Source organism: Streptomyces sp. TOM-9 (assembly GCF_056858595.1).
In genome coordinates this window covers 4850702-4874614 of the sequence record NZ_JBXEQB010000001.1, presented here as the reverse complement: position 1 = coordinate 4874614, position 23913 = coordinate 4850702, and the positions used below count along the sequence as shown (strand labels likewise).

Sequence of the window (23913 nt, the reverse complement as noted above, 5' to 3'; positions counted from 1 at the left end):
CGAGGAGCAGTGGCGGCGATGAGCGCTCTTGACCGATCCAGCACGGTCGCGGTGGTGGGCACGGGGACGATGGGCCAGGGGATCGCCCAGGTCGCGCTGGTGGCGGGCCATTCCGTACGGCTCTACGACGCGGGCCCCGGCCGGGCCGAGCAGGCCGAGCGGGCCCTGGCGGAACGGCTGGACCGCCTGGTGGAGAAGGGCCGGCTGCCCGCCGCCGAGCGTGACGCGGCCCGCGGCCGGCTCTCGGCCGTCCGGGAGATCGAGGAACTGGCGGGCGTGTCGCTCGTCGTCGAGGCGATCCTGGAGGACCTGGGCGCCAAGCAGCAGCTCTTCACGGCCCTGGAGTCGGTGGTCGCCGAGGACTGCCTGCTGGCCACCAACACCTCCTCCCTGTCGGTCACCGCCGTGGGCGGCGCGCTGCGGCGCCCGGGCCGTTTCGTCGGCCTCCACTTCTTCAACCCCGCCCCCCTGCTGCCGTTGGTCGAGGTGGTCTCCGGCGCCGCCACCGACGAGGCCGCCGCCCAGGCCGTGTACGACACCGCCGCCGCCTGGGGCAAGACGCCGGTGCGCTGCACCGACACCCCCGGCTTCATCGTCAACCGGGTCGCCCGCCCCTTCTACGCCGAGGCCTTCCGGCTCCACGAGGAGCGCGTGGCCGACCCCGCCACCATCGACGCGGTGCTGCGGGAGAGCGGCGGCTTCCGGATGGGCCCGTTCGAGCTCACCGACCTGATCGGCCAGGACGTCAACGAGGCCGTCACACGCTCGGTGTGGGACTCCTTCTTCCAGGACCCCAAGTTCACCCCCTCCCTCGCCCAGCGGCGGCTGGTGGAGTCCGGGCGGCTCGGCCGCAAGAGCGGGCACGGCTGGTACGACCACGCCGAGGGCGCCGCCGCCCCGGCCCCCCACACCGCGGGGCCGGAGAAGCCGCCCGCCGAGCTCACCGTGTGCATGGGCGGCCGCGGCCCGGCCGCGGTGCTGCCCCGGCTGATCGCCGAGGCGGGCATCGAGGTGCTGGACGGCGAGGTCGCCGACCCGGACGACGGGTACCTCGAGCTGCCCGGCGGCGGCCGGCTCTACCTGGCGGACGGCGGCCCGGCCACCACGGGCCCGGCCCTCGACTACGTGCAGTTCGACCTCGCGCTGGACTACCGGGTGGCCACCCGGGTCGCGATCGCGCCGTCCGACTCGGCACGCCCGGAGACCGTGCAGGCGGCGATCGGGCTGTTCCAGGCGCTGGGCAAGAAGGTCAGCGTCATCGAGGACGTCCCGGGCATGATCGTCGCCCGTACCGTGGCGATGCTGGTGGACTTCGCCACCGACGCCGTCGCCCGGGGGGTGGCCTCACCGGAGGACGTCGACGCCGCGATGCGGCTCGGCGTGAACTACCCGCGCGGTCCGCTCGCCTGGGGGGCCGAACTCGGCCCGGAGTGGGTCCGCGAGGTGCTGCGCAACCTGCACCAGGCGTACCCCGGCGGGCGCTACGCGCCGTCCCGTCCGCTGAACCGCCGCGCGGCGGCCGAGGGGAGACTGCTGTAATCATGACCATGGCACAGCGCGACAACTCCGCCCCCAAGAGGGACACCTACACCCCGGACTCGCTGCTGGCCGTGGCCGTGACGGTCTTCATCGAGCGCGGTTACGACGGCACGTCCATGGAGCACCTGTCGCGGGCCGCCGGCATCTCCAAGTCCTCGATCTACCACCATGTGCGGGGCAAGGAGGAGCTCCTGGAGCGCGCCGTCGGCCGTGCCCTGGACGGTCTCTTCGGCATCCTGGAGGAGCCCGGAGCGCGCGGTGGGCGCGCCGTGGAGCGGCTGGAGTACGTCACGCGCCGCACCACGGAGGTGCTGATGGCGGAGCTGCCCTACGTCACGCTGCTGCTGCGGGTACGAGGGAACACCAGGACCGAGCGCGCCGCCCTGGAGCGCCGCAGGGAGTTCGACCACCGGGTCGCCGACCTGCTGAAGTCGGCCGTCGCGGAGGGGGACCTGCGCGGTGACGTGGAGCCCAGGCTCGCGACCAGGCTGCTCTTCGGAATGATCAATTCCATAGTCGAGTGGTACCAGCCGCACACGGCCGGTACCCGGGAGCACGACGACGCCGCGGTCGTGGACGCCGTCGTGCGACTGGCCTTCGACGGCTTGCGCGTCTCTTGACGCTGGTCCAGACCAACCCTCACGATCAGGGCCATGTCCTTCACCCTCCGTGCCCGCCTGTGCGCCGCCTCAGCCGCCGTCCTGCTGCTCGCCGGGTGCGGAGGGGGTGACGGCGGCGGTCAGGCCGCCGACGCCACACCGCCGGAGGACTTCGGCTGCCTCACGGCCGCGCAGGCGAAGTCCGGGTCCGTCAGCTACGACGACACCGACGACAACCCCGTGGACGCCTGGTTCGCCGGCAAGGGCGACACCTCCGTCCTGCTGATGCACCAGGCGGACGGCGACATGTGCCAGTGGCTGCCGCAGGCCGACCTCCTGCTCAAGGACGGCTACCGCGTCCTGGTCGTCGATTCCAACGGCAGCGAGGTGCCCGAGGTCGTGGGCGGGGTGGCGTTCCTGCGCGCCAAGGGCGCGCGGCACGTCCTGCTGATGGGCGCGTCCAAGGGCGGCACGGCGGTCCTGGAGGGCGCCGCATCGGTGGACCCGCCGGTCGACGCCGTGGTCTCGCTCTCCGCGCCCGAGACCTACGGGACCATGGACGCGGGCTCCGCGGTGCCGCGGCTGACCGCGCCCGTGCTCTACATGGCGGCCGCGGGCGACACCGCGTTCGCGGAGTCGACCGAGGCGCTGAGCAAGGCCACGAAGAAGGCGGCCGAGAACCGGCTCGACATCGTCAGCGGACCCCAGCACGGCGTGGGCATGCTCACCTACGACCCCAACTGGGCCACCGTGACGGCCTTCCTGCAGAAGTACGCCGGATAGCCGCGCCGGGGGAGCCCGCGGGCGGCGCCGACGGGCGGCGCCGGTGGGTCAGTCGGTCAGCACCCGGTCGGTCTCCTCGAAGACCAGCAGCGTGCGGCTGCTGAGCACCTCGGGCACCGCCTGGATGCGGGTGAGCACCAGTTCGCGCAGGCTGCGGTTGTCGGGGGTGTGGACGAGCAGCAGCACGTCGAAGTCCCCGCTCACCAGGGCGATGTGCGCCACCCCCGGCAGTTCCAGCAGCTTCTCCCGCACGGTGCGCCAGGAGTTCTGCACGATCTTCAAGGTGATGTAGGCGGACGCGCCGTGACCTGCGCGTTCGTGGTCGACCCGGGCCGTGAAGCCGCGGATGACCCCGTCCTCGATGAGGCGGTTGATCCGGGCGTAGGCGTTGGCGCGGGACACGTGGACGTGCTCGGCCACCGATCGTATGGACGCCCGCCCGTCCTCCTGCAGGTAGCGCAGGATCGCGCGGTCGATCGCGTCCAGCGGACGCACCGCCGCAGGACCGGTGTCCGGCGCCGCTGCCTGCGGTCCCGGGGCACCGCCCCGAGAAATTTGGGAATCCGTCACGCCCCCGAGCCTCCCTAGCATGGACGTACTGGCTCCATCTCAGGGTGTGGAGAACCGTTTGTCCACAGGCGGGACACACCTGTAGCCAAAATGCCTCCGGCGACCGAACAATCGGTAGGGGAGCGATACCCGCTCCCCCCACCGAACACGCCCACGAGGAGGTGCTCGCGATGACCGTCCTGGACCAGCACGTCTGGCAACCCCGCACCGACCCGGCGCCGCTGCTGCCCGACCCTGAGCCGTACCGACTGCTCGGCACCCCCGAGGCAGGCGCGCTCGACGCCGGAGTGCTGACCACGATGTACGGACAGCTGGTGCGCGGCCGCCGTTACAACCGGCAGGCCACCGCGCTCACCAAGCAGGGCAGACTGGCCGTCTACCCCTCCAGCACCGGTCAGGAGGCGTGCGAGGTCGCCGCGGCACTCGCCCTGGAGCCCCAGGACTGGCTGTTCCCGAGCTATCGCGACACCCTGGCCGCCGTCGCCCGCGGCGTCGACCCCGTCGAGGCGCTGACGCTGCTGCGCGGTGACTGGCACACCGGCTACGACCCGCGCGAGCACCGGGTAGCCCCGCTCAGCACGCCGCTGGCCACCCAGCTGCCGCACGCCGTGGGCCTCGCGCACGCCGCCAGGCTCAAGGGCGACGACGTCGTCGCCCTGGCCATGGTCGGCGACGGAGGCACCAGCGAGGGCGACTTCCACGAGGCGCTGAACTTCGCCGCCGTGTGGCACTCCCCCGTCGTCTTCCTCGTGCAGAACAACGGCTTCGCCATCTCGGTGCCGCTCGCCAAGCAGACCGCCGCCCCGTCGCTGGCCCACAAGGCCGTCGGCTACGGGATGCCCGGGCGGCTCGTCGACGGCAACGACGTCGCGGCCGTCCACGCCGTGCTCACCGAGGCCGTGGCCCGCGCCCGCGAGGGCGGCGGCCCGACCCTGGTGGAGGCGATCACCTACCGCGTGGACGCCCACACCAACGCCGACGACGCCACCCGCTACCGGGAGGACGCCGAGGTCGAGGCCTGGCGCGAGCACGACCCGATCGCCGTGCTCGAGCGCGCCCTGCGCGAGCGCGACCTGCTCGACGACGCGATGGTCCGCGCCGCCGAGGAGGACGCGGAGCGGATGGCCGCCGCGCTGCGGGAACGGATGAACGAGGACCCGGTCCTCGACCCGATGGACCTGTTCGCACACGTCTACGCCGAGCCCACCCCGCAGCTGCGCGAGCAGGCCGCGATGCTGAGGGCCGAGCTGGAGGCCGAGGCACAGTCATGAGCACCGCCACCACCGCGACCCCCGTGGCCACCGGACGCAAGCCGGCCACCATGGCCCAGGCGCTCAACCGCGCGCTGCGCGACTCCCTCGCCGAGGACCCGTCGGTCCACCTCTTCGGCGAGGACATCGGCACCCTCGGCGGCGTCTTCCGGATCACCGACGGCCTCGCCAAGGAGTTCGGCGACAGCCGCTGCACCGACACCCCGCTCGCCGAGGCCGGCATCCTCGGCACGGCCGTGGGCATGGCGATGTACGGCATGCGCCCCGTGGTCGAGATGCAGTTCGACGCCTTCGCCTACCCGGCGTTCGAGCAGCTCGTCAGCCACGTCGCCAAGATGCGCAACCGTACGCGCGGCACCATGCCGCTGCCCCTGACCATCCGGGTGCCGTACGGCGGCGGCATCGGCGGCGTCGAGCACCACAGCGACGCCTCCGAGGCGTACTACGCGCACACCCCCGGGCTGCACGTCGTCACCCCCGCCACGGTGGCGGACGCCTACGGGCTGCTGAGGGCCTCGATCGCCTCCGACGACCCGGTGATCTTCCTCGAGCCGAAGCGGCTGTACTGGTCCAAGGCCGACTGGTCGGTGGACGCGCCGGAGGAGGTGGCCCCCATCGGACGGGCCGTCGTCCGCCGCAGCGGCCGCTCCGCGACGCTCATCACCTACGGCCCGTCGCTCACGGTCTGCATGGAGGCGGCCGAGGCCGCGGTGCAGGAAGGCTGGGACCTGGAGGTCGTCGACCTGCGCAGCCTGGTGCCCTTCGACGACGAGACGGTCACCGCGTCGGTGCGCCGTACCGGCCGCGCGGTCGTCGTCCACGAGTCCTCGGGCTTCGGCGGTGTGGGCGCCGAGATCGCCGCCCGGGTGAGCGAGCGCTGCTTCCACCACCTGGAGGCCCCGGTCCTGCGGGTCGCCGGCTTCGACATCCCCTACCCGCCGCCGATGCTGGAGCGGCACCACCTGCCCGGCGTCGACCGCATCCTCGACGCGGTCGGGCGCCTGCAGTGGGAGGAGGCGTGATGGCCGTCGTCCGCGAGTTCGCCCTCCCCGACCTGGGTGAGGGGCTGACCGAGGCCGAGATCGTGCGCTGGCTGGTGCAGGTCGGCGATGTCGTCGCCATCGACCAGCCGGTCGTCGAGGTCGAGACGGCCAAGGCCGTGGTCGAGGTGCCCTGCCCCTACGGCGGCGTGGTCACCGCGCGCTTCGGCGAGGAGGGCCAGACCCTCGACGTCGGACGGCCGCTGCTGACGGTCGCGGTCGGCTCCCCCGACGGGCACGCCACCGGCGCACCCGCACCCGCACCCGCCGCCCCGGCCGCCGCGGCCGACGGCGACTCCGGATCCGGCAACGTGCTGGTCGGCTACGGAACCAGCGGCCCCGCGGCCCGGCGCCGCCGGGTGCGTCCCGCGCCGGCCACCGCCGCCCCGGTCCCGGTGCCCGTCCCGGTCCCGGTGGCCGCGGTCGCCGCGCCGGTCCGGCACGAGGGTCCCGTCGCCGTCATCTCCCCCCTGGTGCGGCGCAGGGCCCGTGAGCACGGCCTCGATCTGCGCGCGCTGACGGGCTCCGGCCCCGACGGGCTGATCCTGCGTTCCGACGTGGAACGGGCCATCACGACCGGGTCCGCGGCGCCGGTCACCGTGGCCGCCCCCGCGGCGCCCGCGGCCCCCGCCGCCGAGGGCACCCGCATCCCGCTGCGCGGCATCCGCGGCGCCGTGGCCGAGAAGCTCGGCCGCAGCAGGCGGGAGATCCCCGACGCCACCTGCTGGGTGGACGCCGACGCGACGGAGCTGCTCGCGGCACGGGCGGCGATGAACGCCGCGGGAGGTCCCAAGGTCTCGGTGCTCGCGCTGTTCGCGCGGATCTGCGCGGCGGCCCTGGCCCGCTACCCGGAGCTCAACTCCACGGTGGACACCGAGCGCGGTGAGATCGTCGTGCTGCCGCAGGTGCACATCGGCTTCGCGGCGCAGACCGATCGCGGCCTGGTCGTGCCGGTCGTCCGGGACGCCCACCGGCGCAGCACCGAGGAGCTGTCGGCGGAGATCGGCCGGCTCACCGAGGCGGCCCGCGCCGGCGGCCTGACCCCGGCCCAGCTGACCAGTGGCACCTTCACGCTCAACAACTACGGCGTGTTCGGTGTCGACGGATCCACGCCGATCATCAACCACCCCGAGGCCGCGATGCTCGGCGTCGGCCGGATCACCCCCAAGCCGTGGGTGCACCAAGGCGAGCTGGCGGTGCGTCAGGTGGTCCAGCTGTCGTTCACCTTCGACCACCGGGTGTGCGACGGCGGCACGGCGGGCGGCTTCCTCCGCTTCGTCGCGGACTGCGTGGAACAACCGGCGGTGCTGCTCCGGGCGGTGTGAACGCGTCACGGTGGGCGATACTCCGGGCATGACTCCGGAGCCAGGTGAGCCGCGTGACCACCCCTCGCCGCGTTCGCCGCACGAGCAGCCCTACGACGCGGTCGTCCTCGCCGGCGGCGCCGCCAGGCGCCTCGGCGGGGCCGACAAGCCGGGACTGCCGGTCGCCGGGCGCGCGCTGATCGACCGTGTCCTGGACGCGTGCGCGGGCGCGGCCACCACGGTGGTCGTCGGCCCGCGCCGCCCCACCGTCCGCCCGGTGGCCTGGGCCCGCGAGGAACCACCGGGCGGGGGCCCGCTGCCCGCGCTCTCCGCCGGGCTGCGCGAGGTCACCGCGGACGTCGTGCTGGTGCTCGCCGCCGACCTGCCGTTCCTCTCCCGTGCGACGGTGGGCGCGCTGCTCACCTCGCTGCGCGGCGGGCAGGGCGAGGACGGGGTCGTGCTCACCGATCCCGACGGCCGTGACCAGACGCTGGCGGCCGCCTACCGCACGGAGGCGCTGCGCCAGCACCTTGCGCTGATCGCCGCCGAGCACGGGACCCTCGCCGGGCTGCCGTTGCGTCTGCTCACCGGTGAACTGGCCCTGCGGAGGCTGCCCGACCCCACCGGGCAGGCCTCCTTCGACTGCGACACCTGGGACGACCTCTCCACAGCCCGGGCCCGCATCAGGGAGCATGGGGGCGTGTTGGATGAATGGATCACCGCAGCCAAGGCCGAACTCGGCATCGACCTCGACGTCGACATCCGTATGCTCCTCGATCTCGCCCGGGACGCCGCGCACGGCGTCGACCGCCCTGCCGCGCCGCTGACCACCTTCCTGGTGGGCTACGCGGCGGCCACGGCGGGCGGCGGCGAGCAGGCCGTCGCGGAGGCCGTCAGGCGCGCCGCCGCGCTGGCCGAGCGGTGGGCGAAGGAAGCGGAGAGCGGGGACCCGGGCGCATGAACCTGCCGGGTGCGGCGGGCGGTGCCCGCGACACCGGTGCCGGGGACGCCGCCGACGACGAGTTGGCCGCGGCGCTCGCCCTGGCCAACGGGCGGGCCACCGGGCGGTACGACCCCGTGCAGCCATCATCAGGCGGCACCGGCGCCGACGGCTCCCGGTCGTCCCTCCCCCGTCCCCACGGGACCGACGGCCGGACGCACGGCGGGACCCGGGCCGGCGCCCACGGCGGGCACCACGACCTGCCGTGGCCGCGGGCGCGGCACATCGCAGGCTCCGCCGCGGGACCGCTGGGACGGCTGTCCGTGCCGCTCGGCGCCGCTCTGGGGCACGCGCTGGCCGAGCCGTTGACCGCGCTCACGGACCTGCCCGCCTTCGACACCTCCGCGATGGACGGCTGGGCCGTCGCGGGCCCCGGCCCGTGGCGCACCGAAGGCAGCGTCCTGGCCGGGCAGCGTTCCGCGGCCCCGCTGCTCGACGGCCACGCGACCGTCATCGCCACCGGGGCCGCACTGCCCCCCGGCACGACGGCGGTGCTGCGCCGGGAGCACGGACGCGTCACCGCCGACGGGCACCTGCACGCCACGCGGGGCGGTCCCGGGCCCGGGCAGGACGTGCGGCCCCGCGGCCAGGAGTGCCGTGGCGGCGACGAGTTGCTGACGGCCGGCGTGCTGGTCACGCCCGCGGTGCTCGGCTTGGCCGCGGCGGCGGGCTACGACGAACTGACCGTCACCGCGCGGCCCTCGGTGGAGGTCCTCGTCCTGGGCGACGAGCTGCTGGACGCCGGCGCCCCCGGCGGCGGACGGGTGCGGGACGCGCTCGGCCCGCTGCTGCCCGCATGGCTCACCGCGCTCGGGGCCGGCACGGTTCGCGCGCGGCGGCTCAAGGACGACGCCGGCCTGCTGCAGGACGCCGTCACCGCGTCCACCGCCGATCTCGTCGTCACCACAGGCGGCACGGCGGGCGGCCCGGTGGACTTCGTCCACCCCGTGCTGGAGCGCATCGGCGCGCGGTTGCTCGTCGACGGCGTCGCGGTCCGCCCCGGTCACCCCATGCTGCTGGCCGAACTGCCCGGTGGCGGCCGCCTGGTGGGCCTGCCGGGCAACCCGCTCGCGGCGGTCTCCGGGGTGCTGACCCTGGCCGTCCCCCTGCTGCGCGCGCTCGCGGGCCGCCCGGCCCCTGTGGCGTACGAGGCGCGGCTGACCGGCGACGTGCACGGCCACCCCACCGACACCCGCCTGGTGCCGGTGGTCGTCGACGAGGAGTCGCAGGCGGCCCCGCTGCACTTCAGCGGTCCCGCCATGCTGCGCGGCATCGCGACGGCCGACGGCATGGCCGTCATCCCGCCCGGCGGAGCCGTCAAGGGCGACCGTACGGCCGTCCTGGAGACGGGCTGGGGGCGGCTGTGAGGGACGCGGGCCGCGGACGCACCACCGGGTGGGCGGACGGCGACGTCGTCCACCTGCCCCACAAGAGCCCCGTCGGCCCACTGCGCCAGGTCGTCCGGCGGCTGCTGATGGCGCTGTTCGTCCTGGTGCTCACCGTGCTGATCGTGTACCTGGACCGGGGCGGCTACCACGACAACGCCGGCGGTTCGATGTCGCTGCTGGACTGCGTCTACTACGCCACCGTCACCCTCTCCACCACCGGCTACGGCGACGTCGTCCCGTACAGCCCGAGCGCGCGGCTGACCAATGTGCTCCTGGTGACGCCGCTTCGCGTGCTCTTCCTGATCATCCTCGTCGGCACCACTCTGGAGGTGCTCACCGAGCGCACCCGCGAGCAGTACCGGCAGCAGCGCTGGAGGTCCACCGTGCGCGACCACACCGTCATCGTCGGATACGGCACCAAGGGACGTTCCGCGGCCAGGACGCTGACCGGGCACGGCGTGCCCGCCCAGCAGATCGTGGTGGTCGACCCCGACCCCAAGGCGGTGGAGTCCGCGGTCGCCGCCGGGTTCGCGGGCGTCACCGGTGACGCGACCCGCAACGCCGTCCTGCTGCGTGCGGAGATCCAGCGGGCCAAGGAGCTGATCATCGCCGCGCAACGGGACGACACCGCCGTCCTGGTGGCGCTCACGGCCCGCCAGTTGAGCAAGCGGATCAACATCGTCGCGTCCGTGCGCGAGGAGGAGAACGCCCCGCTGCTCCGCCAGTCCGGTGCCAACGCCGTCGTCACCAGCTCCGGCGCGGCGGGCCGGCTGCTCGGGATGTCGATGCTCAGCCCGAGCGCCGGCGAGGTGATGGAGGAGCTGATCACCTACGGCAGCGGGCTGGACCTGATCGAGCGTCCCGTCACCAAGGCAGAGGCCGGGCTCGATCCGCGGGAGGTCGCCGACCTGGTGGTGGTCGTCAAGCGCGGCCACCGGATGCTCGACCACGACAACCCCGAGGCGAGCCCCCTGCAGTTGACCGATCGGCTCATCGTCATCCACAGGACGAGTCAGGACGACCCGTCGCACGTCCCGCAGGGGTAGCGTCGGCCCCATGCATGCGATCACCATCCCCGAACCCGGCGGCCCGGACGCGCTCGTCTGGGCCGAGGTCCCCGATCCCGTACCCGCCGAGGGCGAGGTGCTGGTCGAGGTCGCCGCGACCGCCGTCAACCGTGCCGACCTGCTGCAGCGGCAGGGCTTCTACGACCCGCCACCCGGTGCGTCCCCCTACCCGGGCCTGGAGTGCTCGGGTCGCGTCGCCGCCCTCGGCCCGGGGGTGAGCGGCTGGACCGTGGGCGAGGAGGTGTGCGCGCTGCTCGCGGGCGGCGGCTACGCCGGGAAGGTGGCCGTCCCCGCCGGTCAGCTGCTGCCGGTGCCCAAGGGCGTGGGGCTCGTCGAGGCCGCGGCCCTGCCCGAGGTCGTCTGCACCGTCTGGTCCAACGTCTTCATGGTCGCCCACCTGCGCCCCGGCGAGACGTTGCTGGTCCACGGCGGTTCCAGCGGCATCGGCACGATGGCGATCCAGCTGGCCAAGGCGGTAGGCGCCAAGGTCGCGGTCACCGCGGGCAGCGAGGACAAGCTCGCGAAGTGCCGCGAGCTGGGCGCGGACCTCGGGATCAACTACCGCGAGCAGGACTTCACGGCCGAGGTGCGGGAGGCGTTCGGCGGCGCCGACGTCATCCTCGACATCATGGGCGCGAAGTACCTGGGCCGGAACGTCGACGCCCTCGCGGTCAACGGCAGGCTGGCCGTCATCGGGCTCCAGGGCGGCGTCAAGGGCGAGCTCGACCTCGGCAAGATGCTGGCCAAGCGGGCCGCGATCACCGCGACGTCACTGCGTGGACGGCCACTGGAGGAGAAGGCGGCCATCGTGGCGGCGGTGCGGGAGCACGTCTGGCCGCTGCTGGAGTCCGGCGTGGTGCGCCCGGTGGTGGACCGCGCCCTGCCGATGAGCGAGGCGGCGCAGGCGCACCGGCTGGTCGAGGCCAGCACCCACGTCGGCAAGGTGCTGCTCACGGTATGAGCCGCCGCCGGACGGCCGGTACGGGCCCGGTGGGCACGACTGGCCGCCCATGACGCTCCGTGTGACGCTGAAAGCATGGAGTTGCGGAAGGTGGTCGTGGCGGCGACGGTGACCGGGGTCGCCCTCCTGGTCACCGGCGCGGCCGCGCCGCCCCCGCCCCATCCGGCGGCGTCCTCCGGGCCGGCCGGCAGCGAGGCCGGCGAGGGGCGCAGGCACCCGGGGCGGGCGGAGCCGCCCGCGACCCCGGGCGACGGTGACGGCCGGCCCTCCGCGACGCTCCCCGTCCACGTCGAGGAACCGCAGGACCAGGGCCCGGCCGCCGTCCGGGCGCCCGTGGGACGGGTGCTGGAGGTGCTGCCGCTCGGTGCGGGGCTGGTGCTGATCGGGCTGGGTCTGGGTTTCCTCGGCCTGCGGCTGCGCCGTGGCCGCTGACGTCGCCCGCCCCCCGCACACCGGTCCCCGGCACGTCCACCGGCCGCGCACACGTCCGGGTCGCGCACCGGGCCGGCCTGGCCGAGGCGGACGAGTGCCGCGCGGGAGGGGTAGCGCGGGGCGGCGGGGGGCACAAATCCCGGAGGGGCGACGGTGCGCGACAATGGCGGCATGGAGATGCCGATGAACGAACGGTCGCAGGAGAGCCCGCAGGTCCTGGTCGTCGGCCCGGACGGGATGGCCCTCGGCGGCGGCGGACACGCCGGCCGCGCCGGAGAAGGCGACGAGCAGCGCGAGGTGCCCGTGACGGAGATGGTCGAACAGCCCGCGAAGGTCATGCGGATCGGCAGCATGATCAAGCAGCTCCTGGAAGAGGTCAAGGCGGCGCCGCTGGACGAGGCGAGCCGGGCGCGCCTGAAGGAGATCCACCACAGCTCCGTGAAGGAGCTGGAGGCGGGGCTCGCCCCCGAGCTCGTCGAGGAGCTGGAGCGGCTCTCGCTGCCCTTTGCCGAGGACGGCGTGCCGAGCGACGCCGAGCTGCGGATCGCCCAGGCGCAGCTGGTGGGATGGCTGGAGGGCCTCTTCCACGGCATCCAGACCGCCCTGTTCGCGCAGCAGATGGCCGCCCGCGCCCAGCTGGAGCAGATGCGCCGTGCGCTGCCGCCCGGTGTGGGCCACGAGGGCGACGAGGAGGGGCACGCCCCGGGCGGGGCGCGCACCGGCCCTTATCTGTGAGCGGTCGGCATCCGGACGGTACGTACGCGTAGGTACAGACGGCGGGGACCCGAGGGGTCACCCGCCGTCCGTCGTTGCCCCTCCGTCGTCGCCGCGAGGGCCCGCCCGGGGCGGGTCAGCCGCCCTGGCCGGTGGAGACCCAGATGGTGATCTTGTCCTTCTCCGGCTTGAGCGCGGTGTAGGTCTTGGGCTTCTGGTCGACGACCGCGCCCTTCCCGTAGATCTGCTCGTTGCGGTACTTGACCTCGTACTCCCAACCGGCCGCGTCCATGCAGGACTTGACGGAGTCGACGTACTTGGTGAAGAAGTCCGGCATCACCACGGCGTCCGGGTCGTCGCCCAGGTAGCTCTTGGTGGCCTCGGTGCAGCGCGAGGCGTCGATGGTGCGGGTCTGGTCGGCCTGGCTGACGCCCGGCGCGGGTTCGTCACCCGCCGGCTGCGAGGGGGTCTCCTCGCGGGCGGTGGCGGAGGCGTTGCCCCGGGAGTCGTAGGTGGGGGTGCCGCCGGTGTCCCCCATATCGCCCTTGCCGCCCATCGACATCGCGATGACGACGACCACGACCACCGCGATCACGGCGACCGTGGCGCCGATGGCGACGACCGCCGTCGAGGCGCCGCCGCCCCTGCGGCCGCTGCCCGCCGGGGTGCCCGGGCGCATCGTGTAGGGCGGGGTGGCGTGCTGCTGCACGGCCTGTGGATGGGGCTGGTGGGTCTGGTGGGGCGCGTGCGGGGCGTTCTGCGGGTAGCCGTAGGCCGGGCCCGGGCCGGGCGGCGGGGTGTGCGCGGGACCGCCCTGGCCTGCTGTGCCCCAGCGCTGCTGCGGCTGCGGCTGCGGCTGGGGCCGCGGGTAAGGAGCCGGGGCCTGGTACGGGGTCTGCACGTTCGGCGGCGGGGTGCGCAGGTCCCCCTGCACCGGCGGGAAGACCGCGGAGGAGACCTCCTCGCCGCGGCCGCGCGGGCGCGGTCCGCCGCCGATGATCAGCGGTGTGGTCCCGGCGCCGCGCGCCGGCGCGGCGACCCGCTCCGCCTCGTCGCGCATGGTGTCGGCGGTGGGGAAGCGCTCGGCGGGGTTCTTCTTCAGGGCCCGCGCGACGAGCGCGTCGACGCCCGGCTGCACCGCCCGGTTGAGCGCCGACGGGGCCGGCGGGAGCTCCTGGACGTGCTGGTAGGCGATGGACAGCGGGGAGTCGCCGTCGAAGGGCAGCCGTCCGGTGAGCAGCTCGAAGAGCAGACAGCCCACCGAGTACAGGTCGGAGCGCTCGTCCACGCCGCGTCCCAGTGCCTGTTCCGGCGACAGGTACTGCGGGGTGCCGACCACCATGCCGGTCTGCGTCATCGACGAGACGCCGGACTGCATCGCGCGGGCGATGCCGAAGTCCATCACCTTCACCACGCCGCGCTTGGTGAGCATCACGTTGCCCGGCTTGATGTCGCGGTGGACCAGGCCCATGCTGTGGCTCTCGGAGAGCGCCGCGAGCACGTCCGCGGTGATCTTCAGGGCCTTCTCGGTGGGCATGGCCCCGAACTGCGCGATGTCCTCGTCGAGCACCTCGCGCAGCGGCTTGCCCTCGACGTACTCCATGACGATGTACGGCACGAGCGCGCCGTCGACGGTGTCCTCGCCGGAGTCGAAGACCGAGACGATGTTGGTGTGGTTGAGCTTGGCGACGGCCTGCGCCTCGCGCCGGAACCGCTCGCGGAACGACTGTTCCCTGCCGAGGTCGGTGTGGAGCGTCTTGACGGCCACCGGCCGGTCCAGCACCGTGTCGTGTGCCAGGTGCACGGCCGCCATGCCGCCCTGGCCCAGCAGGTCGCGGAGGACGTAGCGACCGTTGCCGACCGAACGCCCCGAATGAGTGCCCCGCGTGCCGTCCCCGCTCATCCGTACCCGTCCCCTTGACGATCCCCCTGGGCGCACCGCGCGTACGCACAAGACAGTTGCCCCGATCCTGACCGCCCAGTCTGCCGGACGGCCTGGACAGGTCAAGTTCGTTGACCTGTTCGTCACCGGATGCGTATGAATCCCTTCATCGGGGGCACGGGTGCCACGGGAGCGCGTCCGTCCTGGAACGCGGTAGCGTGGTGCGCTGGAGGACCCTGTACGGCGACGATCGACGGCGAGGACTGATGGCACAGACGACAGCCGCCGGGGGCCCTGACGAGCCCTCTGCCGACGGCCGGGGCGTGCCCGACTCGCCCGAGCTGTGGGGCGCCGCGGGCCTGGTGGGCGACGGCCGCTACCGGCTGACCGGGCGTCTCGGACGCGGCGGCATGGCCGAGGTCTTCGCGGCGGAGGACGTGCGCCTGGGGCGGACGGTGGCCGTCAAGCTGCTCCGCTCCGACCTCGCCGAGGACCCGGTGTCCAAGGCCCGCTTCACGCGCGAGGCGCAGTCGGTCGCCGGGCTCAACCACCATGCGGTGGTGGCGGTGTACGACTCGGGCGAGGACGTCACGCCGGGCGGCACCGTGCCCTACATCGTGATGGAACTCGTGGAGGGCCGCACGATCCGCGACCTGCTGGTGGGTTCCGACGAGCCGCCGCCGGTCGACCAGGCGCTCATCATCGTCTCGGGCGTGCTGGAGGCGCTGGCCTACAGCCACGCGCACGGCATCGTCCACCGGGACATCAAGCCGGCGAACGTGATCATCACCAACACCGGCGCGGTGAAGGTGATGGACTTCGGCATCGCGCGGGCGCTGCACGGCGCCTCGACCACGATGACGCAGACCGGCATGGTCATGGGCACCCCGCAGTACCTGTCGCCGGAACAGGCGCTCGGCAAGACGGTCGACACCCGCTCCGACCTGTACGCGACGGGCTGCCTGCTCTACGAACTCCTGGCGCTGAGGCCGCCGTTCACCGGTGAGACCCCGCTGTCGGTGGTCTACCAGCACGTCCAGGACGAGGCGCGCCCGCCCTCCGAGCTCAGCGACCGGGTGCCGCCGGAGCTGGACGGGCTGGTGCTGCACGCGCTGGCCAAGCAACCGGACGACCGCTTCCAGACCGCCGAGGAGATGCGCGGCGTCGTCCAGTACGCGCTGGCCATGCTGAGCGAGCGCGGCGGTCACACCGGCACCTGGAACACCGGTTACGTGCCCGTGGCGAACGCCGCCCCGACCGCGCCGATGGGCGTCCCCCCGCAGTACGGGCAGCAGCACCCGCACACCACCGCGGAGTTGCAGCCGCCCCTGCTGCTCGGCCCGCCCGGCGGTGACGGCGGCGGCCACGGCTACGACGACGGACGGCCCCCGCACGGCGGCGGGCGGTGGGTGAAGCCCGTGCTGTTCGTGATCGCGGCGGTGCTCGCGGTCGCGCTCGGCATCTACTTCGCCGTCTCCAAGACCGGCGACAAGGCGCCCCCGGCGGAGAAGGTGACACCCACTCGGTCACAGCCGGAGAAGCCGACGTCGCAGCCGACCCAGGACGACTCGACGGGCGGTACGCAGGACAGCAGCGGCAGCGTCTCGGAGCAGCCCTCGTACACCCCGAGCCCCTCCTACACGCGGCCGACCTCGCAGGCCCCCTCGACCCCCGTGACGCCGACGCAGAAGCCGAGCACCCCGGCCACCTCCGCGCCGCCCACGCCGACGCCGACCGCGTCCGAGACCGGCGGCACCGAGGGGACCTCGGGGGACGTGTCCGGCGGCACGGCCGGCACCGAGGGCGCCGCGGACGGCGGCCTCACGGGCGGCTGACCGGCCGCCCACCGCCGGGTCAGCCCGTGAAGGCCTCCAGCACGGCCTCGTACGCCGCGGTCCACCAGACGACCAGGGCGGACGAGGCCGGGAAGAGGGGGTCGGTCCTGCGGTCGTCGAGGACGTAGCGCCAGCGCAGCATCCAGAAGTCGTTGAGCCGTTCCCACCACACCCGGTGCACGGCCGCGGCCAGTTCGTCCCCGGATACGCCCGCGGCGGCGCGGTAGGCCCGGGCGTACGCGCGGATCTTGTCGAGGTCCAGGGCGCCGCCGGGCTGCACGAAGAAGATCACGGCGGCCCGTACCGCCTCCTCGGCGCGCGGCTGCACGCCGAGCCGGTCCCAGTCGACGATGGCGACGGGTTCGTCCTCGCGGTAGAGCAGGTTGAGCGGGTGGAAGTCGCCGTGCACCCAGCCGGACACCGGGCCGGCCGCGTCGGGCGGGCGGCGGTGGGCGTGACGTTCCAGCAGGGCGCGGCGCTCCAGCAGCCGGTGCTCGGCCAGTTCGTCGAAGGTCTCGCGCGGGGCGCTGGCGCGCACCCGCCGCAGCAGCGCGGTGATCAGCGCGTAGGTCAGTTCGGGGTCGGCGCTGGCGTGCCGGCCCGGCTCGGGGGCGGGCTGCACCTGGGCCAGGGTGGTGTGGACGAGACCGAGCAAGGCGCCCAGGCGGCGGGAGTCGGCGGTGGTGAGTTCGCCGCCCTCGCGGTGCCGCCCCTCCACCCACGGGTAGAGCGCGAAGCAGCGGCCGCCGACCACGGCGACGGTACGGCCGTCGGCGTCGGGCACCGGGGAGGCGACGGGCAGGCCCACCTCGTCCAGCCGCTGGGTCGTCCGGTGCTGGCGGGCGATGACGGCGGAGTCGGCGGTGGCGCCGTCGACGTACAGCTTGAGGAAGTAGCGGCCGCTGGTGGTGGCCAGCCGGAATCCCCGGTTCAGTAGGCCCTGGGCAACGGGTTCGCAGGACAGCGGGGCGCCGGCGTCCGTGTATCGGCGCAGCAGGGTGTCCAGTGTCCCGGCGGAGGGCGGCGCCGTCGCCGAACTCCCGATCACCAGGCAGATGCTAGATCATTCCGGTGGTGGACTCGCGGGTCGAGACGTACGTACACATGGCCCGGCTCCCGGCTTGTATCGTTTTGACGATCTGTGCCGAAGAGCGCCCGCTGCGCCGTCGAAGGATGGAAGGCGCGTGCCGTCCCGAGGAACTGCACCGCCCAGCCCGCTTCGACGTCGTCCGCCTGGTAGGCCACGACCGTGCCGTCCACGCCCCATGAGCGGTCGGTGCGGATCAGCACGGAGCCGTCGGCGACGACGTGCCGGGCCACGGCGATGTACGGCAGGGCCCCCCGCGTCAGCGCCAGCCGCCCGTACCGGACCTTTCCCAGCAGCGCCAGCGCAGCGCGCCCCTCGAGTTCCATGGGAACCACCTTGCCGGGCCGGCCCCCCGCAGGCGCAGAGCACTCCGCCCCCACCTCCGGGGCCGATGGTCCCTGATGGGGCCATACCGCCTCAACCGGCCGAATCCGGCACCGGCAGCCCGAGCACGCGGTCGCGCAGCACCGGGAAGTCCGTCCGGGTCTTGGCCACCAGGCCGGGGTCGAGGTCGGCGGTGATGACCTCCTCGCCCGGTCCGGCCTCGGCGAGGACGGCGCCCCAGGGGTCGACGACGAGGCTGTGCCCGGCCAGCTCCACCCCGGCGTGGGTGCCCGCGGTGCCGCAGGCCACCACGTAGGCCTGCGACTCGATCGCGCGGGCACGGGCCAGCAGGGTCCAGTGCTCGCGGCGCCGCGCGGGCCAGCCGGCCGGGAGCAGGACGACGGTGGCGCCCGCGTCGACGAGCAGCCGGAACTGCTCGGGGAAACGCAGGTCGTAGCAGGTGGCCAGGCCCACGGGGACGCCCTGGACGTCGGTGGTGACGACGCGGTCGCCGCCGTGCATGAGCACGGCCTCGCCCTGGTCGAAGCCGAAGCGGTGGATCTTGCGGTAGGTCTCGCGCAGTTCGCCGTCGGGGGAGAAGAGCAGCGAGGTGTTGTACAGCGCGCCGTCGGGGGCGCGCTCGACGATCGAGCCCGCGTGCAGCCACACGCCCGCGTCGAGCGCGGCGGCGCTCATCACCTGCGCGGTGGGGCCCTGGAGCGGCTCGGCCTCTGGCTGGAAAAGATCGGCGGCGAAGGCGCCGACCGGCCACAGTTCGGGCAGGACGACCAGGTCCGACCCGGCTTGTCCGCGGACGAGCGACGCGACCCGTTCACGCCGGGCGTCCACCGCTTCGCCGGGGTCGACGTCGATCTGGAGCAGGGAAACGCGCACAGTACCACCGCCCATGAGTTCGGCATGTTCTTGCGGGCCTACGATCGTCACACGAAAGCACTCCCGTGGTGTCACTGCGCAGCGTAATTTAAGGCGCACACCACGACCGCGCCCGACCGTCGAGGGGTCCCGTGACCGGCACCGTCCACAGCCAGATCCAGCCGTACATCGACGCCTGGACCCACTCCATAGAATCCATAGCCGAGTTGGTCCGCCCCGTTCCGGCGGGCGCCTGGAACCGGCCGACCGAGTGCCCGTACTGGTCCGTGCGCGACATCGTGTCGCACGTGATCGGGTTCGAGTGCGAGCTGCTCGGCGATCCCCGGCCGATCCACACGCTCCCCAGCGACCTGCGGCACATGACCACGGAGCACGCCCGTTACGTGGAGGTGCCGGTCGACAAGCGGCGGCACCACACCGCGCCGGAGGTCGTCGGCGAGCTCGACTACACGATCATCCGCCGGTCCCGGCAGCTGCGGAACGAGACCCGTGGCGCGCAGGACACCGTCCGCGGCCCCATGGGCAGGGAGATGACCCTCGAGGGGCTGCTGCAGTGGCGGGTCTTCGACGTGTGGGTGCACGAGCAGGACCTGCGCCGGGCGCTGGGCGAGCCCGGCAACCTCGACTCCCCGGGCGCGGTCGTCGCCCGGGACCACATCCTCTCCGAGCTGCCCAAGGTGGTCGCCGAGCGCGCGGGCGCCCCGGCGGGTTCCGCCGTGGTGTTCGACGTCCACGGCGAGCTGGAGTTCATGCGGACGGTCCGGGTCGACACCGACGGCCAGGGCACGATCGACGGCAGCGTCTCGCTCGGCCCCGCGGTCACGCTGACCCTGGACTGGGAGACCTTCGTCCGGCTGAGCTGCGGGCGTACGCGCGCGCACGCGGTGGAGGGCCGGCTGAAGACCGAGGGCGACCAGGCGCTGGCCGCCGCGATCCTGGCGAACATCGCCGTCACACAGTGACGCCGGGGGGAGCGTTCATGTCCCCGCGGGGACGTGGACGCTCTCGACGCGGCTGACGGCGATGCGCTGCCGCTCCAGCTGCGCCGCCCGGCCGCGCAGCCGCAGGATCTGGACCAGGCCCAGCGCCTGCAGGACGAACACGCTGCTCCACGCCACCCGGTAGTCGTCGCCGCTGGCGTCCAGCAGGACGCCGATGGCCAGCAGCGCGGCCATCGAGGCGGTGAACCCGCCGATGTTGACGATGCCGGAGGCCGTGCCGAAGCGCTCGGGCGGGTTCGCCGGGCGCGCGAAGTCGAAGCCGATCATCGACGCCGGGCCGCAGGTGCCCAGCACGACGCAGAGCAGCACGAGCAGCCACAGCGGGGCGTGGTCCGCGGGCCAGACCAGGACCACCGCCCACATCACCGCGGTCGCCCCGACGACGCCCAGGGTGAGCGGCATCCGGGCACCGTGGTGGCGGCCGATGATCTGCCCGAAGAGCATCCCGAAGACCATGTTGGCGATCACGACGACCGTCAGCAGGGTGCCGGCCGTCTCGCGGGACAGTCCCTGGGCCTCGACGAGGTACGGCAGGCCCCACAGCAGCAGGAAGACCATCCCGGAGAACTGGGTGGTGAAGTGCGTCCACATCCCCAGCCGGGTGCCGGGCTCCCGCCAGGCGGCGGCGATCTGCCGCTTCACGTAACCGCGTCCGGGGTGCTCCGCGGGCGCCGGCGCGAAGCCCTCGGGGTGGTCCTTCATGAAGGCCAGCACCAGGACGAGGACGAGCGCGCCGCCCAGCGCCGTGCCGACGAAGGTGGGGGTCCAGCCCGCGGAGTGCAGCAGCCGCGCGAGCAGCACGGTGCTCAGCAGGTTGCCCGCCACGCCGAACAGCGCGGCACCCTGCGCGATCATCGGCCCGCGGCGGGCCGGGAACCAGCGCGAGCCCAGCCGCAGCACGCTCACGAAGGTCATGGCGTCGCCGCAGCCCAGCACCGCGCGGGCGGCCAGGGCCGTGCCGTAGGTGTGGGAGAGGGCGAAGCCGAGCTGGCCCAGGGTGAACAGGACGATGCCGATGCTCAGCACCCTCTTGGTGCCGAGGCGGTCGACCATCAGGCCCACGGGTATCTGCATGCCCGCGTAGACCAGCACCTGCAGGATGGAGAAGGTGGACAGCGCCGAGGCGCCGATGTGGAAGCGCTCCGCGGCGTCGATCCCGGCGACGCCGAGGCTGGTGCGGTGCACGACCGCGACCGTGTAGACGAGGGTGCCGATGCTCCAGACCGCGACCGCCTTGGTGCCGCCGGGCGGTTCGCCGGCCGGGGTGGCGTTCGCTGCCATCACTCGCCCCTGGCCAGGTACTTCACCCAGCTGACGTGCCGTTCGACCAGCGTGGCCGCCAGGGCGGCGTCCCCCGCGCGCAACGCGTGGAGGATCTCGGTGTGTTCGGCGACGTTCTTGGCGATCCGGCCCGGCTCCGCGTGCATCGTCGCCACCCCCATGCGCAGTTGACGGTCCCTCAACTGGTCGTACAGGTGCGCCAGGATGCGGTTGCCCGCGGCGCGCACGATCTCGGCGTGGAAGCAGCGGTCGGCCGCCGCGAAGGCGGCCAGGTCGCCCGTCGCTGCGTGCCCGCGCTGCTCGTCCAGCAGCTCCTCCAGGCGGGTCAGCAGCCGCTGTGGGGCAGGCACCACCTTCATCACCGCGTGGCGCTCCACGAGCAGCCGGGTCTCCACGACGTCCGCGATCTCCTGCGCGGAGACCGGCAGCACCAGGGCGCCCTTCTTCGGGTAGAGCTTCAGCAGGCCCTCGGCCTCCAGGCGCAGCAGCGCCTCGCGGACCGGGGTGCGCGAGACGCCCACGGCCTCGGCCAGCTCGCCCTCGCTCAGGAGGGTGCCGCCCTCGTAGCGGCGGTCGAGGACCGCCTGTTTGACGTGCGTGTAGACCCGCTCGGCGGCGGGCGGCTGCTTGGCGGCCGGCTCGGCGGTGGTGCCGGCGGTCGCGACGGGGCTCCGGGTCATGATGCGCACATCATAGATACAAGACGTATGCGCCAGCAGCCCACGTCCGGCATACGGACTGGTACGTGGGTCGCCGGGGCCCGGATCCGGACCGTCAGGATCCGGACCGACCCGGGCCCGTCCCCGCTCCCGTGTCCGGCCCCGGCGAGCCGCCGCTGCGCAGCCGGGCGACGTAGGCGGCGGCCTGGGTGCGCCGTTGCATCCCGAGCTTGGCGAGCAGGGAGGAGACGTAGTTCTTGACCGTCTTCTCCGCGAGGTGCAGCCGGTCGCCGATCTGCCGGTTGGTGAGGCCCTCGCCGATGAGGTCGAGGATCCGCTTCTCCTGGTCGGTCAGGTCGGCGAGGCGGCCCTCCTGGCGTTCCCCGCCGCCGCGCAGGCGCTCCAGGACGCGGGCGGTGGCGACCGGGTCCAGCAGTGACCGGCCGGCGGCGACGTCCCGTACGGCGCCGACCAGGTCGGTGGCGCGGATGTCCTTCAGCACGTAGCCCGACGCGCCCGCCATGATCGCGTCGAAGAGCGCCTCGTCGTCCGCGTAGGAGGTGAGCATCAGGCACGCGACGCCGGGCTGCGAGGAGCGGATCTCCCGGCACACCTCGACGCCGCTGCCGTCCGGCAGCCGGACGTCCAGCACCGCCACGTCGGGCCGCACGGCCGGGATCCGGGCCAGCGCCTCGGCGGCCGTGCCGGCCTCGCCGACGACCTCGATCCCGTCCTCGGCGGCGAGGAGCTCGTGCACCCCGCGCCGGACGACTTCGTGGTCGTCCAGTAGGAACACCGTGATTACCGACTTTTCGGTCACAACTTCAGCGTTGCACACGCGACCCGCGCCGACCTCTTACGAAGAATCGATCCTCGGGATACCGTGCCGTTGTCCCGGTGGCCTGCGAGAACGCCCATTTACTAGGAAATCCAAACAAAACCGCAGGTAGAACACCCTTCGCGCGAAAGCGGGAGGTGTGGGTAACGTTCACTTCGCAGGGCTGCCTGCCGGGTCGACCAACACTCCCGGCTCGGCCGTGCCGCACACACCCCGTGCGCCGCGACGAGTCGGGCAGGAGCCGCACTGGCCGCCGGCGGATCCCGGGGGCCGGACAGACGGAGGAGCAAGCGTGAGCGTGAAAAGCACTGCCGCGAAGCCCCGTACGCCCCGTACGGGCACGCGCGGTGGAGCGAAGCGCCGTGAGGGCGAGCCGGAGCTGGTGCAGCTCCTGACCCCCGAGGGCGAGCGCGTCCAGCACAGTGAGTACTCCATCGACCTGAGCCCCGAAGAGCTGCGCGGTCTGTACCGGGACATGGTCCTGACCCGCCGGTTCGACGCGGAGGCCACCTCCCTGCAGCGGCAGGGCGAGCTGGGTCTGTGGGCGTCGCTGCTGGGCCAGGAGGCCGCACAGATCGGCTCCGGGCGGGCCACCAGGCCGGACGACTACGTCTTCCCCACCTACCGCGAGCACGGCGTCGCCTGGTGCCGCGGGGTGGACCCGGTCAACCTGCTCGGCATGTTCCGCGGGGTGAACCACGGCGGCTGGGACCCGAACGAGAACAACTTCCACCTGTACACGATCGTGATCGGCTCCCAGACGCTGCACGCGACCGGCTACGCGATGGGCATCAGCAAGGACGGCGCGGATTCCGCCGTCATCGCCTACTTCGGCGACGGTGCCTCCAGCCAGGGCGACGTCGCGGAGGCCTTCACCTTCGCCGCCGTCTACAACGCCCCCGTGGTCTTCTTCTGCCAGAACAACCAGTGGGCGATCTCCGAGCCCACCGAGAAGCAGAGCCGCGTCCCGATCTACCAGCGCGCCGCCGGCTTCGGCTTCCCCGGCGTGCGGGTCGACGGCAACGACGTCCTCGCGGTCCTCGCGGTCACCCGTGCCGCCCTGGAGCACGCCCGCTCCGGCCAGGGACCGATGCTCGTCGAGGCCTTCACCTACCGCATGGGCGCCCACACCACGTCCGACGACCCCACCCGCTACCGCCTCGACGAGGAGCGGGAGCAGTGGGAGCACAAGGACCCGATCCTGCGGCTGCGCAGCTACCTGGAGAAGGACGGCATCGCCGACGAGGCCTTCTTCGCCGGTGTCGAGGAGGAGAGCGAGGCGCTCGGCAAGCGGGTCCGCGAGGCCGTGCGCGCCATGCCCGACCCCGACCCCATGTCGATCTTCGAGAACATCTACGCCGACGGCCACGCCCTCGTCGACGAGGAGCGCGCCCAGTTCGCGGAGTACCAGGCGTCCTTCGCCGACAGCACGGAGGGTCACTGA

At 73.4% G+C, this 23913-nt stretch carries 23 protein-coding genes; 15 read left to right on the top strand and 8 right to left on the bottom strand.

The genetic code is table 11. The features are described from left to right. Positions 1-18: 18 nt before the first annotated feature. Genes AC1VWI_RS22645 through AC1VWI_RS22635 form a run of 3 tightly spaced genes read left to right on the top strand, consistent with a single transcriptional unit; the run spans position 19 to position 2921 of the window. Positions 19-1539: a 3-hydroxyacyl-CoA dehydrogenase gene (locus AC1VWI_RS22645; RefSeq protein ID WP_499512850.1), complete on the top strand. Its 1521-nt coding sequence runs from the start codon at positions 19-21 to the stop codon at positions 1537-1539. A gap of 2 nt (positions 1540-1541) precedes the next feature. After that, a complete protein-coding gene (locus AC1VWI_RS22640) occupies positions 1542-2159 on the top strand; it encodes a TetR/AcrR family transcriptional regulator (protein WP_499512849.1) in 618 nt (205 codons plus the stop codon). A 33-nt stretch (positions 2160-2192) separates the two neighbouring features. Beyond that, on the top strand, positions 2193-2921 hold the full coding sequence (locus tag AC1VWI_RS22635) for an alpha/beta hydrolase family protein (RefSeq protein WP_499512848.1): 729 nt from the start codon (positions 2193-2195) through the stop codon (positions 2919-2921). A 48-nt stretch (positions 2922-2969) separates the two neighbouring features. Here the strand turns inward: AC1VWI_RS22635 and AC1VWI_RS22630 are convergent, their stop codons facing one another. Continuing rightward, positions 2970-3512, bottom strand: coding sequence for an Lrp/AsnC family transcriptional regulator (locus tag AC1VWI_RS22630; protein WP_078619887.1), 543 nt, complete (start codon positions 3510-3512; stop codon positions 2970-2972). Positions 3513-3661: 149 nt separating this feature from the next. Between AC1VWI_RS22630 and pdhA (AC1VWI_RS22625) the strand changes: the two genes are divergently transcribed. The 9 genes from pdhA (AC1VWI_RS22625) to AC1VWI_RS22585 all read left to right on the top strand — a co-directional run bounded on the left by pdhA (AC1VWI_RS22625) (position 3662) and on the right by AC1VWI_RS22585 (position 12689). Continuing rightward, entirely contained in the window at positions 3662-4762 is a 1101-nt protein-coding gene (pdhA, locus tag AC1VWI_RS22625; RefSeq protein ID WP_499512847.1) for a pyruvate dehydrogenase (acetyl-transferring) E1 component subunit alpha, read from the top strand. After that, complete coding sequence (locus AC1VWI_RS22620) at positions 4759-5784, top strand: alpha-ketoacid dehydrogenase subunit beta (protein WP_499512846.1); 1026 nt, start codon at positions 4759-4761, stop codon at positions 5782-5784. Before pdhA (AC1VWI_RS22625) ends, AC1VWI_RS22620 begins: the two co-directional genes overlap by 4 nt. Then, complete coding sequence (locus AC1VWI_RS22615) at positions 5784-7127, top strand: dihydrolipoamide acetyltransferase family protein (RefSeq protein ID WP_499512845.1); 1344 nt, start codon at positions 5784-5786, stop codon at positions 7125-7127. Before AC1VWI_RS22620 ends, AC1VWI_RS22615 begins: the two co-directional genes overlap by 1 nt. Positions 7128-7155: 28 nt before the next feature. Then, positions 7156-8067, top strand: a complete 912-nt coding sequence (locus AC1VWI_RS22610) for an NTP transferase domain-containing protein (protein WP_499512844.1) — start codon at positions 7156-7158, stop codon at positions 8065-8067. Beyond that, positions 8064-9473 carry a molybdopterin molybdotransferase MoeA gene (locus AC1VWI_RS22605; RefSeq protein ID WP_499512843.1) on the top strand — a complete coding sequence of 470 codons (1410 nt, stop codon included), beginning with the start codon at positions 8064-8066 and terminating at the stop codon, positions 9471-9473. The genes AC1VWI_RS22610 and AC1VWI_RS22605 overlap by 4 nt, the downstream gene beginning before the upstream one ends. Then, positions 9470-10540: a potassium channel family protein gene (locus AC1VWI_RS22600; RefSeq protein WP_499512842.1), complete on the top strand. Its 1071-nt coding sequence runs from the start codon at positions 9470-9472 to the stop codon at positions 10538-10540. Before AC1VWI_RS22605 ends, AC1VWI_RS22600 begins: the two co-directional genes overlap by 4 nt. Before the next feature lie 10 nt (positions 10541-10550). After that, positions 10551-11522 carry an NAD(P)H-quinone oxidoreductase gene (locus tag AC1VWI_RS22595; RefSeq protein WP_499512841.1) on the top strand — a complete coding sequence of 324 codons (972 nt, stop codon included), beginning with the start codon at positions 10551-10553 and terminating at the stop codon, positions 11520-11522. 75 nt (positions 11523-11597) lie between these two features. Further along, positions 11598-11954, top strand: coding sequence for a hypothetical protein (locus AC1VWI_RS22590; protein ID WP_499512840.1), 357 nt, complete (start codon positions 11598-11600; stop codon positions 11952-11954). A gap of 171 nt (positions 11955-12125) precedes the next feature. After that, entirely contained in the window at positions 12126-12689 is a 564-nt protein-coding gene (locus AC1VWI_RS22585) for a bacterial proteasome activator family protein (protein WP_499512839.1), read from the top strand. A gap of 115 nt (positions 12690-12804) precedes the next feature. On the opposite strand, the gene AC1VWI_RS22580 is transcribed toward AC1VWI_RS22585, so the two are convergent. Further along, positions 12805-14571 carry a Stk1 family PASTA domain-containing Ser/Thr kinase gene (locus AC1VWI_RS22580; protein WP_499512838.1) on the bottom strand — a complete coding sequence of 589 codons (1767 nt, stop codon included), beginning with the start codon at positions 14569-14571 and terminating at the stop codon, positions 12805-12807. Between the two features lie 245 nt (positions 14572-14816). Between AC1VWI_RS22580 and AC1VWI_RS22575 the strand changes: the two genes are divergently transcribed. Then, a complete protein-coding gene (locus AC1VWI_RS22575; protein ID WP_499512837.1) occupies positions 14817-16385 on the top strand; it encodes a protein kinase domain-containing protein in 1569 nt (522 codons plus the stop codon). Positions 16386-16404: 19 nt separating this feature from the next. Here AC1VWI_RS22575 and AC1VWI_RS22570 read toward each other — a convergent pair whose 3' ends face one another. The 3 genes from AC1VWI_RS22570 to AC1VWI_RS22560 form a co-directional block, all read right to left on the bottom strand. After that, positions 16405-17433: a phosphotransferase gene (locus AC1VWI_RS22570; RefSeq protein ID WP_499512836.1), complete on the bottom strand. Its 1029-nt coding sequence runs from the start codon at positions 17431-17433 to the stop codon at positions 16405-16407. Next, on the bottom strand, positions 17430-17798 hold the full coding sequence (locus AC1VWI_RS22565) for a pyridoxamine 5'-phosphate oxidase family protein (protein WP_499512835.1): 369 nt from the start codon (positions 17796-17798) through the stop codon (positions 17430-17432). The genes AC1VWI_RS22570 and AC1VWI_RS22565 overlap by 4 nt, the downstream gene beginning before the upstream one ends. A gap of 91 nt (positions 17799-17889) precedes the next feature. Further along, positions 17890-18690, bottom strand: coding sequence for a carbon-nitrogen family hydrolase (locus AC1VWI_RS22560; RefSeq protein WP_499516887.1), 801 nt, complete (start codon positions 18688-18690; stop codon positions 17890-17892). A gap of 131 nt (positions 18691-18821) precedes the next feature. Between AC1VWI_RS22560 and AC1VWI_RS22555 the strand changes: the two genes are divergently transcribed. Then, on the top strand, positions 18822-19652 hold the full coding sequence (locus tag AC1VWI_RS22555) for a maleylpyruvate isomerase family mycothiol-dependent enzyme (RefSeq protein WP_499512834.1): 831 nt from the start codon (positions 18822-18824) through the stop codon (positions 19650-19652). Positions 19653-19667: 15 nt separating this feature from the next. Here the strand turns inward: AC1VWI_RS22555 and AC1VWI_RS22550 are convergent, their stop codons facing one another. From AC1VWI_RS22550 to AC1VWI_RS22540, 3 genes are all read right to left on the bottom strand, one after another. Continuing rightward, complete coding sequence (locus AC1VWI_RS22550; protein ID WP_499512833.1) at positions 19668-20972, bottom strand: MFS transporter; 1305 nt, start codon at positions 20970-20972, stop codon at positions 19668-19670. After that, a complete protein-coding gene (locus AC1VWI_RS22545; RefSeq protein WP_499512832.1) occupies positions 20972-21652 on the bottom strand; it encodes a GntR family transcriptional regulator in 681 nt (226 codons plus the stop codon). The genes AC1VWI_RS22550 and AC1VWI_RS22545 overlap by 1 nt, the downstream gene beginning before the upstream one ends. 94 nt (positions 21653-21746) lie before the next feature. Beyond that, positions 21747-22451, bottom strand: a complete 705-nt coding sequence (locus AC1VWI_RS22540; protein ID WP_499512831.1) for a response regulator — start codon at positions 22449-22451, stop codon at positions 21747-21749. Positions 22452-22761: 310 nt separating this feature from the next. Between AC1VWI_RS22540 and pdhA (AC1VWI_RS22535) the strand changes: the two genes are divergently transcribed. Beyond that, positions 22762-23913, top strand: coding sequence for a pyruvate dehydrogenase (acetyl-transferring) E1 component subunit alpha (pdhA, locus tag AC1VWI_RS22535; RefSeq protein ID WP_499512830.1), 1152 nt, complete (start codon positions 22762-22764; stop codon positions 23911-23913).